15 protein-coding genes, 1 tRNA gene and 1 pseudogene are annotated in these 15,286 nt (G+C 54.0%); 7 read left to right on the forward strand and 10 right to left on the reverse strand.

The annotated features are described in order from the left end of the window. Positions 1–10: 10 nt before the first annotated feature. From HY788_10445 to HY788_10460, 4 genes are all read right to left on the reverse strand, one after another. A complete protein-coding gene (locus HY788_10445) occupies positions 11–1,102 on the reverse strand; it encodes a GNAT family N-acetyltransferase (GenBank protein ID MBI4774583.1) in 1,092 nt (363 codons plus the stop codon). Next, complete coding sequence (locus HY788_10450) at positions 1,099–2,376, reverse strand: ATP-grasp domain-containing protein (protein MBI4774584.1); 1,278 nt, start codon at positions 2,374–2,376, stop codon at positions 1,099–1,101. Before HY788_10450 ends, HY788_10445 begins: the two co-directional genes overlap by 4 nt. Positions 2,377–2,512: 136 nt before the next feature. Continuing rightward, positions 2,513–3,841, reverse strand: a complete 1,329-nt coding sequence (locus HY788_10455) for a hypothetical protein (protein MBI4774585.1) — start codon at positions 3,839–3,841, stop codon at positions 2,513–2,515. Next, positions 3,838–4,080 (reverse strand): hypothetical protein, encoded by a 243-nt coding sequence (locus tag HY788_10460; protein MBI4774586.1) that lies wholly within the window; start codon positions 4,078–4,080, stop codon positions 3,838–3,840. The genes HY788_10455 and HY788_10460 overlap by 4 nt, the downstream gene beginning before the upstream one ends. A 431-nt stretch (positions 4,081–4,511) precedes the next feature. Here HY788_10460 and HY788_10465 point away from each other — a divergent pair, with 431 nt between their 5' ends. The 4 genes from HY788_10465 (at position 4,512) to dksA (ending at position 6,970) form a co-directional block, all read left to right on the forward strand. Next, positions 4,512–4,901, forward strand: a complete 390-nt coding sequence (locus tag HY788_10465) for a DNA-directed RNA polymerase subunit omega (protein ID MBI4774587.1) — start codon at positions 4,512–4,514, stop codon at positions 4,899–4,901. A 158-nt stretch (positions 4,902–5,059) separates the two neighbouring features. Beyond that, complete coding sequence (locus HY788_10470; protein ID MBI4774588.1) at positions 5,060–5,335, forward strand: hypothetical protein; 276 nt, start codon at positions 5,060–5,062, stop codon at positions 5,333–5,335. Continuing rightward, complete coding sequence (gene dnaJ, locus HY788_10475) at positions 5,335–6,447, forward strand: molecular chaperone DnaJ (protein MBI4774589.1); 1,113 nt, start codon at positions 5,335–5,337, stop codon at positions 6,445–6,447. Before HY788_10470 ends, dnaJ begins: the two co-directional genes overlap by 1 nt. Positions 6,448–6,607: 160 nt before the next feature. Continuing rightward, the gene (dksA, locus tag HY788_10480; protein ID MBI4774590.1) at positions 6,608–6,970 is read left to right on the forward strand and encodes an RNA polymerase-binding protein DksA; all 363 of its coding nucleotides are present in this window, start codon (positions 6,608–6,610) and stop codon (positions 6,968–6,970) included. A 75-nt stretch (positions 6,971–7,045) separates the two neighbouring features. Here dksA and serS read toward each other — a convergent pair. After that, positions 7,046–8,123: pseudogene (gene serS / locus HY788_10485) on the reverse strand (serine--tRNA ligase). A gap of 137 nt (positions 8,124–8,260) precedes the next feature. Here serS and HY788_10490 point away from each other — a divergent pair. Both HY788_10490 and ccsB read left to right on the forward strand, forming a co-directional pair. Further along, positions 8,261–9,619 (forward strand): cytochrome c biogenesis protein ResB, encoded by a 1,359-nt coding sequence (locus HY788_10490; protein MBI4774591.1) that lies wholly within the window; start codon positions 8,261–8,263, stop codon positions 9,617–9,619. Next, positions 9,616–10,458: a c-type cytochrome biogenesis protein CcsB gene (gene ccsB, locus HY788_10495; protein ID MBI4774592.1), complete on the forward strand. Its 843-nt coding sequence runs from the start codon at positions 9,616–9,618 to the stop codon at positions 10,456–10,458. Before HY788_10490 ends, ccsB begins: the two co-directional genes overlap by 4 nt. Positions 10,459–10,633: 175 nt before the next feature. Here ccsB and HY788_10500 read toward each other — a convergent pair whose 3' ends face one another. From HY788_10500 to hpt, 3 genes are all read right to left on the reverse strand, one after another. Continuing rightward, positions 10,634–11,647, reverse strand: coding sequence for a potassium channel protein (locus HY788_10500; GenBank protein MBI4774593.1), 1,014 nt, complete (start codon positions 11,645–11,647; stop codon positions 10,634–10,636). Positions 11,648–11,836: 189 nt separating this feature from the next. Continuing rightward, complete coding sequence (locus HY788_10505; GenBank protein ID MBI4774594.1) at positions 11,837–12,577, reverse strand: zinc-ribbon domain-containing protein; 741 nt, start codon at positions 12,575–12,577, stop codon at positions 11,837–11,839. A gap of 30 nt (positions 12,578–12,607) precedes the next feature. Then, positions 12,608–13,126, reverse strand: coding sequence for a hypoxanthine phosphoribosyltransferase (hpt, locus tag HY788_10510; protein ID MBI4774595.1), 519 nt, complete (start codon positions 13,124–13,126; stop codon positions 12,608–12,610). A 178-nt stretch (positions 13,127–13,304) separates the two neighbouring features. Between hpt and HY788_10515 the strand changes: the two genes are divergently transcribed. Further along, positions 13,305–13,380: transfer RNA gene (locus HY788_10515), tRNA-Val, on the forward strand. Between the two features lie 6 nt (positions 13,381–13,386). Here the strand turns inward: HY788_10515 and HY788_10520 are convergent. Beyond that, positions 13,387–14,529, reverse strand: coding sequence for a site-specific integrase (locus HY788_10520; GenBank protein MBI4774596.1), 1,143 nt, complete (start codon positions 14,527–14,529; stop codon positions 13,387–13,389). 104 nt (positions 14,530–14,633) lie between these two features. Beyond that, positions 14,634–14,897 carry a hypothetical protein gene (locus HY788_10525; GenBank protein ID MBI4774597.1) on the reverse strand — a complete coding sequence of 88 codons (264 nt, stop codon included), beginning with the start codon at positions 14,895–14,897 and terminating at the stop codon, positions 14,634–14,636. Positions 14,898–15,286: the final 389 nt, after the last annotated feature.

Consider the following 15,286-nt stretch of genomic DNA (forward strand, 5'->3'; position numbering starts at 1 on the left):
GCAACGTTGGCTAAATATTGTTGGAATCCGAAATGGAAACATGCCAAACGCCGCCGTCGTTCAACAATTCCTTGCCCAGCTCATTATGAAAGAAAACCATTTCTCTTCGAGCGATGGGGACGGGTGGGCAGGGGAATTCATTGAACGGTTCAAACCACCTATTTGTAGCCCAAAGAGCGACAGTGTCGTAATCGTTCATCAATCCCCATTCAAGGATACCCATCCACGCATCGATTACGGAATCGTTGTTGGCGCCATACATATCCGCCACAAAAAGAACCCTCAAGTCGTCGCGCGCGATGCTCTTGTAAATCAGAACAGCCTCCGGCTCGTTCGCCGAGTCTCGTTTGACCAGCATTCTAAATGGCTCTTTTTCTGGACTATCGCCATACCTGAATCTCAAATCCTCGGCGCTTCTCGAGAAGATGAAAGCGTACCGACGTCTCAATTTTTCGTCAAGCCGGTCGAAAAAGGCATCAAACCGAAGACACGGCTCTTGATGTCCTGTCGAGTGGGAAGCGTGAGAATTCAGTTCGGGTATCCTCACTCCTTCGAACACGTTGTTGCGTATGAGGCTCTCCATGCTCTCTGACTTGCCAAGGAGTTGCCTCACCGGCTTCAAAGGTAACACGTAGATATACAGGTCCAGATTCGGCTTTCGCAAGGAAAAGCACTTTTCCTCGTGCACACGGAGGGAAACGCTGTCGGTTTCAATAAACCCGCACAGCAGTTCCACGTTATCCGCCAAGGCCCGTGTTCGAGCGTCCGCGACCAGGGCCGCGTGAATACCGCGCCCTCTATAATCCCTGTCCACCAGGCCATCCGCCATTTCCACGGCCATAATTCCCCGGCCGCGGAACCAGAGCCTTTTGCGGGTCAGGGTCAAAGTCCCCACTATCCGATCTTCATCCACGGCGAGGGACACGAAACCGGGGCCTGCAGGATTTCCGTTGATTTTCCAGAGAAAGTATTCGGGCGTGTAGGCGATCTTTCGCTCCGCGGATTCAGGCCTTTCGGAGAAGAACTCGGCCATCCGGGTCGCGGTCTCACGGGTGAGGTCGTCCGACGGTACGACGCGCCAATGATGTTGCCTGCACGTCATCGTCTCGCCTCTCCCTGGGCCGGGGACATGGACGGTTCGGTCGGATTTTCCGGTCGGATGTCAGGGGGTTGTTCCGATATGTCCAGCTTCAGCCTTACGTCAAGGGTCCGGGCCATGGTTTCATACGCCTGAGGGGAATCGCAATCGAAGAGCAGCCAGCCCAGCATATGGCCCCCGTGTTCAAATTTTGGCACGATTTCACCGGGTCGGGCCGTAAAAAACGATTCATACAAGCCGGGCACGACCGCTTGAATTTCTTTGAAGCTCGGTAACCCGGCCAGCACGCCGGCCGTTCTTGATCCAATGATGTAAGAACCGCAGCTTCGAAGGGCTTTTGATGGTTCGGGGAAAACCACTTCTTTTCCCAAGGCTCGCAGAATAGTGGCCTCCTCCACATCCACGCCGGTCGCGCGGCGAATCAGGGCGGGAATGCCGTTACCGCCTGTTCTGGGACTCATCTCGATGATCGTCACACGCTCGGGGGACACCATGACGTCGAAGTTGAGAGGACCGTCCGTATACGAAAGGGCTGCGCAACATCGGGTGAGCGCTTCCCTCACCCGTTCCTGGTTCGCTTCATCGATACCGGTTGGTAAGCAATGTCCCTTTGGCGCAAAGCCCTCGAGGCGTTTGTGCGTAATACACAGAAAAGCCGCTTCTCCGCCCACCCAAAAACCGTCGCCTCCAACTTCCACTCCATCCAAACGCTCTTCTATCACCACCCTGCCGGAGCGGGAAAAGCTCCTCGACAGATCGAAAGCAATCATCATCTTCTCGAAACAGAATGTCTCGAAACTCGCGATCCCCCTGGAGCCCGACGAGTCGCAAGGCTTAAACACCACCGGATACCCCAGCGCTCCTACTTCGGAAGCCACGTCCCTGAACCGTTCGCCGACGACAAAGGCCGGATGGTTCAATCCGTGACGCTTCTGAAAAGAGCGAAACCGGTCCTTTGACACCATGGCCTCCGTCGATTCGAGAGACGAACCGACCAGAATCAGCTCATCACACACGTAGGCGACGGTTGGGGTCGCGACATCGGAACTGAATGTGCAGATTCCGTCGATCTCAAAAGCACGCGCCGCTTCCAGCACGCATCCTTTGTCCAAAGTACTGCAGTGGATGCGTTGATGAGAAATCCCATGGCCATGGTTGCCGGGCAAATTGTCCACTGTGGCGACCCAACACCCCAAGTCCACGGCCCGCCGGATGCCGGGGAGTTGAAACGGTCCGGCCCCTAAAACCATCAGTCGTTTTCCGCTCAGGTTCGTCACCAACCACCTTCAGTATTCCTAGCCGTGTATCAATCGAACGTGTCCGAAAGGGGCAAAGCCGGAAAGGCCGTTCGAGATCGCGGTGCGGCTCCTCGCGAACCGTTCGCCGGGTGTCTTGTGACGCTCGATCGCGAATCTATCGGGGCAAATACAACTTCCAATCCGGCTCCGGTATGGTCAACGGAAAGCTCGCGGCATAGTCTCGCAATTGAACAAATGAATAACAGAAAGCCACGCCGATCGTGACCAGAACAATGATCCGTTGGTTTCCGCCCATCCGCTCCAGAAAGGCCGGAAAGACGGAAAAAGTAGCCAGAACCAAAGCCGGGAACAGCATAACGTCGTAAAGATGAGGGTGAACGGACCAACTTTGAGAGAAGACAAAAGCCCATGGGATGTACATGCCGGTGAGCATCAGGATGATCGTCACAGGGATGCGTCCTTCCCGGAGTTTGACAAACACCGGTATCAACGCAAACAGCACCAGCGTTCCCGCATACAGAAACACCTTCCATTGAAGATAAGGAAGGCTTCTACGTTTATTGGTCAAGATGTCCATGTGACTCAAGAAATGGTTGGTGGCTCCGTCCAGTCCTGACCTGTATAAAAAGGTCCCGCCCACAAATCGGGCGTCGGGAAAGTTGTGGATTACGACTAGAATTTGACAGACATGGATTCCGAAGACCAAACACATCGGAACGAGAACGGCCCAAAACAGCCTCTGAGACCGGAGCCGGGACGGGTGCAAAAGGGTGACCGTTCCAAAATACGAAAACAGGAACAGCAAACCAGCCATCCACGTCGCGTACATCATCCCAAACACGGCCAAGGCCCTGCCGAAACATGCGTATTTCGAAATATCGGTTCGATCCAGGCCGGCTTCTTCGAACAGCAGAAAAAGAACGACGAACAACACCAAGACAGCTTGCGACGTCATATTCCAGACAAGCCACAGATTGGGTCCGAACGTCTGATGCACGAACTGACAACCGATGCCCAACAATAGGCAACTGAAGGGCTCGACGCCCATCCTGAGCGCCAATCTCATGGCCAGCCATGCCAAAAGAGCTGAAGTCAACCACACTACGGCCTGGTTATGCCAGGCCATGAGCCTGTAACTGTAGGTCCCTCTTAACCACCGATTCAGACGTTCGAGCAGATGCCCCGCTTGAAGAAAGCCGAAGAACGAAGAGCTATACACAACTGTCCTTCCTTCCGCGTCTTTTTCCGGCAGTATCAGCATGCCGCCTTGCTTGAAGTACCCTTCGTCGATCCACCTTTGAATTAAATTATGGTTTCTCTGATCCTTGGCGGCCGCGTATTCTCTATAGTCTCGTTTATGAACCGTATTGAAAAGAAATACACATAAGATAAGGCCGGACAGCAAAAAACAGATCAGCGATACCCCGCCGCCTGAAACGACTCTGTTCATGATGCCATGATCGGATGACCTGAGGCGAATCACAGAAACCACTCCGAAGGAGCTTTCTTCAATACGTTCGGTATGACGTTATTCCTATCTTCGAACCGCCGAGAGTCCTGCTCGATACCCTGTATCGAATGGGTTCGCACTCGGTCGAATCGTTGCACGTCGATGGGGTCCGATTCTACCAGATGGGCCTGCTCGCATGCAAACCTGCAAAATTCGCCGCCCATGAGCAGCGTGATCGATCTCTTTTCAGATGCATCGGCCGGCCTCGACACGCTTCAGGCGCCTCCAATACCGGGCGGTGGACCCGGACTTGAAAACGTAACCGGCGCGACATGGAAACGTAGGATTTCACCTGCATCAAGTCCATGGGTTCGGACCGGGACGTTCCGGTCGGCGTTAAGGATCCAAAGGCGATCGCTTTGCTTCGGGTATGGGCCGGACCGACGGCCGTGCCGGTAGCGGGGAAACCAGCCGCCCCCCCTCGCAGAGACCGGACAAAGCATCCAGCGCCCATTCGGGCTTGATTGAATTCCGCCGATTGCTATTTGCGCCCTCAAAAAGGAGGGTTGAAAAAAAGGTTTACATGGCTATTCTTTTGCTACATAATATCGATTTCCGTAGTATTCGGATTATGGGACGACTGTTTAGCTCTTCCGCGGCGCCGCCGTGGGCGATCCCTAACCCGACCCAAAGGAGAACACATATGGCTAGGATCACCGTCGAAGATTGCCTTGAGAAAGTGGATAATCGTTTTTCTCTGGTGCATTTGGCCGCCAGGCGGGTGCGGCAGATAAAGAAAGGCGAAACTCCCCTCGTTAAGTGCAAAAATCGAGAGGTGGTGACCGCTTTACGAGAGATAGCCAGCGGAGAGATCACCGCAGATTCGTTGCGCGCTATCGATAATGTTCGCAACAAACAGATCGAATTACAACCGCCGGCTTCCGCCGAGACTTCAACCGCTTCCGGACTGTCGGATCTTCCTGCCGCTATTTCCGAAGAGATGAATACGATGATTCCCGATCTTTCCCTGTCCGAGCATCCGGAAGAGGACCAAGAAAGCGGTTCCGCAGAAGAACAGGAAGACGCAGACTAAGTTTCGGCGCCTGGCCTGGAACGGAGAAACGTGCTTTGTCGGCCAGAGACACATCTTTTCTTTCATGTTTAAAAAAGAGAGACCTTCTTAACGCCGAAGCGGGCGATACGACCCGCTTGGTTCGGGAGGGAGAAGTTTTCCTCGAAGAGGGACTTCTCATGGACGCTTTGAATTTTTTTCGCAAGGCTTCCCATACCGACGGTCTCGAGGCGATTCTCGGTCGGGCCGTCCAGGAGGGAGACGCGTTTATCTGCCAGTCCGCGGCTTCAGCCCTTGGCATCGAGGTCTCGAACGAGACATGGAAGAAAACAGGCCAGGCCGCCTTGAACTCAGGCAAACTGATGTTTGCTTTGAAGGCATTCAAACGTGCGTCCGACGACGAAATGGTACAAAAAGTGAATGAACTCATTCGGGATAACGGGTTTGGAGTCTGATGCAGAAGAGAGACTATTACGACGTGCTGGGAATTCAGCGCGGCGCGTCCGATGAAGAAATCAAACGAAATTACCGTAAACTGGCCCTGAAATTTCATCCGGATCGAAATCCCGGTGACAACGATGCGGAGGAGCACTTTAAGGAGGCGGCCGAAGCCTATGAAGTGCTTCGGGACCCGGAAAAACGGCGTATTTATGACCAGTTCGGATTCGAGGGTCTTCGAGGCACCGGCTTTCAGGGCTTTGGAGGATTCGACGATATCTTTTCGGCCTTCGGGGATCTGTTTCAGGACTTCTTCGGCTTTAGCGGCGGCTCGACGGCCCGCAAGCGAACTCAACAAGGCGCGGATCTTCGCTACGACCTCGAAATCTCGTTTCTCGAGTCCGCCTTGGGCGTGGAAAAAGAACTTGAAATTGCTCGTCGGGAACCCTGCGAGGTGTGTCACGGAAGCGGCGCCAAACCTGGAACCGGACCTTCCACCTGTGATACGTGCGGTGGGAGAGGACAAGTCACACGGAGTCAGGGCTTCTTTCGTATCAGCACCACTTGTCCGTCGTGTCATGGAGCAGGTACGTTGATCACGGACCCGTGCGAAGCGTGTCAAGGCAGCGGCCGGGTGCAAGCGAAACGGAAAGTGCACGTTCGAATTCCCCCCGGCGTGGATACGGGATCTCGATTGCGACTGCGCGAAGAGGGTGAGCCCGGGATGTTCGGCGGCCCTCCCGGCGACTTGTACGTAATGATCTACGTAAAGCCCCACGAATTCTTCCGGAGGGAAGCCGACGACCTTGTGTGCACCGTACCGATTTCTTTCGTACAGGCGGCCCTCGGCACGCAGGTGGAAGTACCGACATTGGACGACGTCGAGAAAATCAACATTCCCAAGGGGACCCAGCCGGGAGAAGCCTTCCGGTTGAAGGGCAAGGGTTTCCCCCGCTTGAGAAGCTATGGGCGCGGCGATCAAGTCATCGAACTTCAGATCATAACGCCCACCAATCTGACGAAAAGGCAGGAAGAGTTGTTGCGGGAATTCGCCACTGCCACCGGCGATGAGGTGGCCCCTGAACATCGCCCTTTATTTGGCCGCAAGCCCAAAAAGGAAAAAAAATGACGGCGTCGAGCCTGATGTGCCCGGGCGTCGAGCGAGAGGAACATCACCGATTGTGTTGCCTTTCAGAGGTATGGTGTGACTATTGGGCGCCGAATCCGCAGCAGGATCGGAGCCCCGTAATCCGTACACTTGATTGAAACCTTAATTCTGGAACTGAGCTATGGAACCGGAGAAACTGGAATATTACAGGAAACTGCTGCACCAACGTATGGATGAACTGTTCCGAAGTGCGGAAACCACGGTCACCGGTATGACGGACACAAAAGAGAACTTCCCGGATCCAACGGACCGCGCCGCCCTCGAGTCGGATCGCAACTTCTTGTTACGTATCCGCGACCGAGAGCGAAAGCTGATCCAGAAAATCAGGGAGGCGCTTCTGCGCATCGACGAAGGAACCTTCGGAATTTGCGAGAGGTGCGGGGAACCCATTTCGGACAAGCGGCTGGAGGCGCGGCCCGTTACCACGCTTTGCATTGAATGCAAGGAGAGACAAGAGGCCGTCGAAAAGGCGCGGGGCCTTTAACGCCCGTTGTGCGCCGGGAGTTTCCTCGGGAGTTTCCTTTTGTGAATTGGGCAGTCGACGCCGAGACGGACCGCATCAGGGTTCGTTGCCGATGCGTCCCATCATGCCCATATACGGCCTGAGCGCCTCCGGAACGACGAAGCTCCCATCCTGGAGTTGACCGTTCTCCAGTATGGCGGCCACAGTTCTTCCCACGGCGAGACCGGAACCGTTCAGCGTGTGCACCAATTCGGATTTCTTACCGCCCTGCACCCGATATCGTATGCTGGTACGAGTGGTCGGGATGGGTAAACTGCACGAGTTCCACTTTGTTGAACTGGTGCTGCCGGATAAGACCCCGCGTGTCTTTGCCGTAGGAGCCGGCTTCAGCCCGGAAGCAAGCGGTGTAGGCCGTGTACTTGATGGGAAGCTGGTCCTCTTCCAGCACTTCGTCCCGGTGAAGATTGGTCACCGGCACCTCGGCCGTCGGAATCAGATAGAATTCCGTGGCGGACAACTTAAACAGGTCTTCCTCAAACTTCGGCAATTGGCCGGTGGCGATCATGCTGTCCCGGTTCACGATAAACGGTGGGAAAATCTCCGTGTATCCGTGTCTTCTAGTATGCAGGTCCAGCATAAAATTGATCAGGGCCCGTTCGATCAGTGCGCCGGCGCCTCGGTACACGGTGAATCGCGCTCCCGATATTTTGGCGGCGCGGACAAAATCGAAAATGCCAAGCTGTTCGCCCAGATCCCAATGGGGTTTCGGCTCGAACGAGAACTCGGGCTTTTCCCCCCAGGTCCGTACCAGCTTGTTGTCCGCGTCCGTTCGTCCGATCGGGACACTGTCGTCCACCAGGTTCGCCACGGTCAGCAGCAAAAGGTTCAGTTGCTCCTGGATTTCCGAAAGGCGTGCATCAAGAGCTTTAATGCGCTGTGACACCTCTTTCATCTGATTCGTCAAGGCGCTGACGTCCTGGCGGGCCTTCTTCATGTCGGCGACCTGTCCGGAAACCTGATTTCGCTGGTGCTTGAGAGCCTCCGATTCCACGAGTATGGATCGCCGTTCCTGATCCAACTCCAGGAACCGGCCCGAATTGAAGGTCTGGCCTCGTTGTTCGGTTTTTTCGATCACCAGGTCCAGGTGGTCCTTTACAAACTTTAGATCGAGCATAACATTACCTCCACCAAGCGCCGGGAAAACAACGATACCTGCAACGCCGAAAAGGGTCTAAACAAAAATTTGTAAAAAAAAAGTGGGTATGATACCACTTGCCACACTACTCAGACACCCAATATTACGGTTGAACCATGAACAAATTAGCTAATTTTCTCTCCTCGGTCAAGGTGACCGTTGTGCTGTTGATCGTGCTTGCGGCCCTATCTATCGTGGGCACCGTTATCCCTCAGCAGGAGTCGCCCGCCACCTACGCACGCCTGTACGGCGAGTCCACGGCCCGGCTGTTCCACAATCTCGGTTTCACCCATATGTATGGGTCCACGTGGTTCGTATCCATGCTTTTTTTTCTGGGATTGAATCTGGTGGTGTGCTCGGTCCGGAGGATCCCCAAGACCTGGAAAATCGTAAAGGCGGTCCCTGCTCTGCAAGCGAGGGACTACACTCAGATGCCTTTTCGCAGAGAGCGAACCATCAAGGAACCGGCGGACAACTGGAAGGACATCGTAACCCGGTTCCTTTCCAGCCGTTTTTCGAAACCTCTTACAAACGAACTGGCGGAAGGAACGGTTTTCTTCTGTCAGAAAACGCCCTGGTCCCGCATGGGCGTGTATGTGGTTCACGGGTCCGTTCTGCTCTTGTTCGTGGGAGCGATTGTAGGAGCCGTCTGGGGGTTCAAAGGGAACGTGAACATTGGGGCGGGGGAGACCATTAACAGCATCCAGCTCCGCGGCTCCCGCAATGAATATGCGCTGGGCTTTCAAATTCGCTGCGACGACTTCTCTGTGGAATTCTACGAGAGCGGTGCGCCGAAGGAGTTCCGCTCGGATCTGACGTTTCTCAACGACGGCAAGGAAGTGATGAAAAGCTCCGTTCGGGTGAACGACCCCGTAAGCTTCCGAGGGATCACGTTCTATCAGTCCACGTACGGCTCCACCCTGGGCGACGAGGTTACCTTCGATCTCGTGAACAACACGTCCGGTACAGTCCACACCATAAGCGGGCCGCCGAACCAGGATTTCGAAATGCCGGACGGGAAAGGAAAGTTTCGAATCATCGACTTCCAATCGAACCTGACGTCCGGTGGCATGAACTTCGGTCCCGGCGTCATGGTTCACCTCATGGGAAGAGAGGGTCACGGACGTCCGTTCTGGGTGGTGAAGGACTTCCCGGAACTCGACAAACGACGCAAAGGTGACTTCACCTTCGTTCTGAAATCTTTCAAGGAAACCTATTATACAGGGCTCCAGGCAAACAGGGATCCGGGCGTCTGGCTCGTGTACCTCGGGTTTGTGGCCATGCTGATCGGCTTTCCCATCACCTTTTTCCTTTCCCATCAGTCGGTCTGGGTACAGATGACTCGATCCGGCAACAAAATGAAATTGATCGTGGCCGGAACGGCCCACCGTAACCGGCAAGCGTTTATCAAACAGATGGAGCGCTTTTGGGAAGACTTTTCCCTCGAACTCCAAGGGGAGGATCGTCGGTCATGACCAGTTCGTTGGCATTGAGCCTGGTGACATTCGTATATCTGGGTTGTTCCGTATTGTATCTTTTTTACCTGGTGTTCAAATCGGAAACCGTGGGCAAACTGGCTACCTGGGCCTCGATCGGGGGACTCGCTCTGAACACGTACGGCCTCGTAAAACGATGGGTGGAATCCTACGAAATGGGCATCGGCCACGCCCCCTTATCCAACCTTTACGAATCCCTGGTATTTTTCGCTTGGGCGATCATGGTGTTGTATCTGCTGATGGAATGGAAATACCAACACCGCTCCATCGGAGTATTCGCCACACCGTTCGCCTTTTTCACCATGGCCTACGCTTCCTTCTCCACTTCGGTGGACAGCAAGATCCAGCCCCTCATCCCAGCATTGAAGAGCAACTGGCTCATTGCCCATGTGCTCACCTGCTTCTTGGGCTACGCCGGGTTTGCCGTGGCCTGCGGGTTGAGCCTCATGTATCTCATCTGGGGCAAACGGAGACGGGAAGGCAAAGGACCGCTGTCTTTCATTCCGGACGGGGCCACCCTCGAGGAGATCTCGTACAAGATGATCCTCATCGGTTTTTTGCTGCTCTCCGCCGGCATCATCACGGGGTCCGTGTGGGCTCATTCCGCGTGGGGCACCTATTGGAGCTGGGATCCGAAAGAAACGTGGTCCCTCATCACCTGGCTCGTCTACGCCACGCTCCTCCATGCCCGATTTATGAAAGGATGGTCGGGTAACCGGGTGGCATTTCTATCCGTGGTGGGATTCGTATGCGTTTTGTTTACCTACTTCGGGGTCAACTTCCTGCTGAGCGGGCTGCACAGCTACGCGGCCGGTTAACCGGCGGCTATTTTTCTATTCCGGTTGTCCGGGCCGGCATCCCATCGTGATCACCGGAGAAAAATGACGCAGCGGGGGTGCGGGAAGACGTGTTTGCCGCAGGTGCGTATAGCAATACGCCCTTACATTCCAGTGAGGCGAATCATCATTCGCCCCTACCCCTTTTTATTGCGGCTCAACCCGAATGCCGCGCCGAACCGAGCCTTTCAGCCAATTTGAGCAGGTTGTCCTTTCGTCCTAGGGCGACGAGGGTATCGCCTTTTTCGATGAAGGCGTCGAAGCGGGGATTATACAGCATTTCGCCGCTCGGTTTCTTTATAGCTACGATGATCAGATCCAGTTCCTGCCGAATGCCGGAATCCCTCAACATCACCTGGTGCAGCTGAGAGGCGGGACCCACCTCGACCTCCTCGAACTGCAGCTCCATGGTCTTTTCCCCGAACATGATCTCGACAAAGTTGGTGATCACCGGGCGCAGCAACTCCTGAGCCATCTTTCGCGCGCCCATGTAATAAGGAGAAACCACTCGGCTGGCTCCGGCGCGCAGCAAGCGTTTCGAAGCGTCCGGCGAGCTGGCCCGGGAAAGAATAAACAGGTCCGGTCGAATCTCCTTTGCCGTAAGGCAGACATATACGTTTTCCGCGTCGCTGACCAGACACGTGACCAAGCCGCGGGCATGCTCGATTCCGGCTTTACGCAGTACTTTTTCTTCCGTGGCGTCGGCCTCGACAAAGAGGACTTTCATCTCTTCGATCCGCTGGATGGCGGCGGGATCTTTCTCGATCACCACCAACGGATGGCCTTCCTTTCTGATTTCGCCGCAAATAATCCGCCCCACCCGTCCGAATCCGCACACAATATAATGATCTTTGAGGCCTTTGAGCTCTTTTTCCAATCTTCTCCTCCCCATGATAGCCTGGAGCCGCCCCTCTAACATGATGAGCCAGACCCCGCCCACCGTGGAATAGATGATGCCCACTCCAAGAAAGATCAGAATCACGTTGAAAATCCTGCCGTTGGGCGACAGCGGCTGTACCTCGAAGTAGCCGATCGTGGTTATGGTGATCACGGTCATGTAGAACGCGTCTCCAAAGGTCATGTCGTCGATCCACATGAATCCCGACACCCCAAAACTCATGATGAATATCCACAGGCCCGCTACCAGAAAGGCTTTTTTTAAAGTAGTCATGAGAGCTTACCAGGCGTTTCCGAACCGGAGCACAGGAGGGCCCCCGGCCTGGAGCATGGTTATCGGCAGGTCTGAACGTCGCACTTTTCGGGAAGTCTTCCGTGGATCATCGTTTCATCTCATACGCGTTCGCGAGGACTTCAGCGGTGTGGTTCATCGAAGGTCGGAACGCTCGTCCCGCCCTCACCGTCAGTCTTCGCTGGGCTGGGAATCCAGCACCTTCACCGTGTATTCCTTCATTTCAGGAGGCAGGTCCTTGAACAACAGGCTGAACGGAATGGATTCCCCCGGAGGAACGCGTGCGTCCATGTCGCTTTTGCCGTTCTTATTATTGAGCACCAGATTCAGCTCCTCTTCCGAAAGCAGCCGGATTTCTTCTTCGGCCAGCGGATTCCCCGCGTAAACCACCACTGTTTTCAAAGGCGGAGCCTCCGCAGCACTGTGCAACAATCCTTCAATGCGAATGAACCGGACGGCGTGGTTGTAGTCGTTCCGGACCAGGCCGTGAACGACGAATACTTTGCCCAGGGTCGCTGATTCTTCAAACCCGCCTTCCACATTGGACAACGCCAGACGCTTGTTGCCCGGATCCGTTTCCCCGGGTTTGGCCGGCGGTTTGGCGGCTCCCGGCGTGCGCATGAACCAGTAGGACGCCCCCGCTCCCAACACGATGAGGACCAGTATACCTACAGCAAGAATCCGCTTGGCCTGCAGGGAGGAAATACGCGGTGTGCGGACAACCGGTTTGGGCGGTGGCTTCTTGGGCCCGGAGGGTCTTTCCGCTTTGGGGATCGCAGGGAGCGCCTTTCCCTTGTCCGTGATTTCAAAAACGAACTTGCATCGGGAACAGCGCACCTTGGCCGTGTCGCCGGGGACGCGTTTCGGGTCCAAATTGAATTTGGTGGCGCACTCTGGACAGGTAACGATCATAGCGAAAGTCCGGCCAATTCAACAAAGACGTTACAACTCGAGATGGTAAATGGCGTTCAGATACCGGTATTCCTCGGCATAGTCGAGGCCGTACCCTACCAGGAAACCCTCTTCAATGAGGAATCCGAGGTAGTCCAAAGTTACGGCGCATTCCCGCCGTTCCGGTTTATCGATCAGAACGCAGGTCTTGATGCTCGCCGCACCCCGGTCCTTCAGATTTTTCACCAGCCAGTCCAGGGTCAATCCGCTGTCCACAATATCTTCAATCACCAACACGTGCCGGCCCGTCAGGTCCAGTTCCACGTCCTTGGTCAGACGAATCCGCCCGGAAGACTCGGAACTTTTCCCGTAACTGGAGATGCGAACGAAATCGAACTGCGCCGGAATGGTGAGATAAGAGGTCAGGTCCGCGATGAAACGGAACACGCCGTTGAGCACGCCCACAAGTATGGGTGTCTTGTTTTCATAGTCGCGGTCGATCTGCTCCGCGAGTTCGCGTACGCGCTGCTGGATCTGTTCCTCACTGAGTATGACTCGCTTCGAAACCATCGTCCATGACCTGATGAATGTGAGTGTAATAATTTCATGCATTTAAACCGAAAGTCCCTCGAATGTCAACCATGGCGACGGGTTACAACGCGCGGAACGCACCTACGGGGACCGCGAGCAACATAACCGATTTTCTTCTTGCAAAGCCGCATAAATTTGGATATGGAATGCGAACACCGGGCGGTTAACTCAGCGGTGAGAGTGCCATCCTCACACGGTGGAAGTCCGGAGTTCAAATCTCCGACCGCCCACCACTCTTTTCAATAACTTACGGCGTCCCCGGAAGTCGCTTCCATTCCTTTTGCTACCATTTTGCTACCACTTTGCCGAAAAACGGTCTTTTCCAGCCGGTGAGCGGCCTCTTGATTTCTGGATTTGAATAGGTGGGCGTAAACGTTCAACGTGACGGTGGGCGTTGAATGACCAAGTTGGGTTTGGATGTACTTGATGTTCTCTCCCTGCTCGATAAGCAGAGAGGCAAAGGTGTGCCGCAAATCATGAAACCGGAGTTTGGGAAGGCCTGCCGCACGCAGAGCGGGTTGAAACTCCCGGCGTACCATGTTGCTGTAGTTGATCGGATTCCCCGCGTCATTCGGAAACATCAGATTCAGGCCGTTCGGTGAACACGCAATTTTCCACTTTCTCAATTCAGTAACCACACCGGGCCCTAGGTCGATTCTCCGGGTTGATTTCTTTGTTTTCGGTGGGAAGAATCGTCCCTTGTTAAAAGTGCGCTGGATATGGATTTGATGGTTCTCGATGTCCAGGTCGGACCATTTCAAGCCCAAGAGTTCGCCCTGACGCGCCCCGGTCATGACCGCCAGCATGAAAAGGGTTCGGTACTTCTGGTTATCCACACTCCCCAATAAGGCTTGAATCTGTTCCGGCGTCAGAACGGTGATTTCGTTATCCTGTAAATCTTCTCCCGAATCCCTCGGCCGTTCCACGTCACGAAGCGGATTATGGTCAATGTAACGGTGTCTTGCCGCATAACTGAGTATTTGTCCCAAGGTAACCAGAATCTTGCGAATCGTGTTGATGTTCATACCATGGGTTTGTCTATCGCTTATGAACTTCTCCAGGACCGGCAACGTCACTTGAACAATTTTCAGGTGGTTCAGTTCCTCGAAATGGTTCCGGACATGTCCCTCGTACACCTTCCAAGTGGTTGAGCGGAGTTTGGGCTTCTTGTATTCAAGCCACTCCCCGGCAACAGTGGAAAACGCCGGCATTCGCTTAGTCGGGCAGAACGTTCCATTGGACAAGGATTCTTCGATATTTCTCAGTTCGTCTCTTGCTTTTCCCTTCGTGGCGCCCTTGGGAAGCGTCTTCCATCTTCGCTTGCCGTACTGGTCATAGAAGTCTATGACCCATCGGTCACGCCTTTTCGTGATACATGCCATTTTGAAAGTCCCTCTCTTTCTCCCTGATAAAAGCCCGCGGGCAGGGGTTAGGGTTACCCTTTGAAATCATTTGTTAAGGAATTTTGCAGTCTATGAATTCTGAATTATTCTGGATTAACCGCTGAGGCGTCCAAGGAAAGCGGATTTTCATTCTCGACCCTAACCAAACCGATTTTTTGAACAGGTACAATCGCAGAGGGTGAAAGTTGTTGCTTTTCTCCTATTCCGATATTTGCAGCAGTGATCCCAAACTCAACATATAACTGCCAAATGCCCTCGTGAAGGTCCTGCTGTTTAATCAGCGCCTCTACAACCTCTTTATGATCAAAAGTAATAAGTTTTACTTCGGTGGTTTTTATTTCGGCCATATATCCCCTCCTTATTCGGTTAAAGATGATGGTTCATTTTCTAAAGCAAAGCGTCTTCGGTTGTGGTCGCTGCCCCTTCGCTGCTTGTCGTATGCAAACTGAGATTCGCTGTCGTTCCATATGTACCGGTCCTTTCGGATATATTTAAACCTTTTCCGAGGTATGAACCGAACGCGGTTTGGGGCAGAACCAGAAAATCGTAACCCATGGTAGTCGTACCAAAAGAATCTATTTCCTTGCTAATTGCTGGTAATGTCCCCACTTAGTTGACATTCAAAACAATCCTGATTATGATTGCCTCAAAGTGAACTCACCTTTCATACGGAGGCAATCGATGACCGAACTCGAGAAATGTTTCTGTCCGAACCAGGAATGCAAGGACTATGGGT

The organism is Deltaproteobacteria bacterium, assembly GCA_016208165.1.
GTDB lineage: Bacteria > Desulfobacterota > Desulfarculia > JACQYL01 > JACQYL01 > JACQYL01.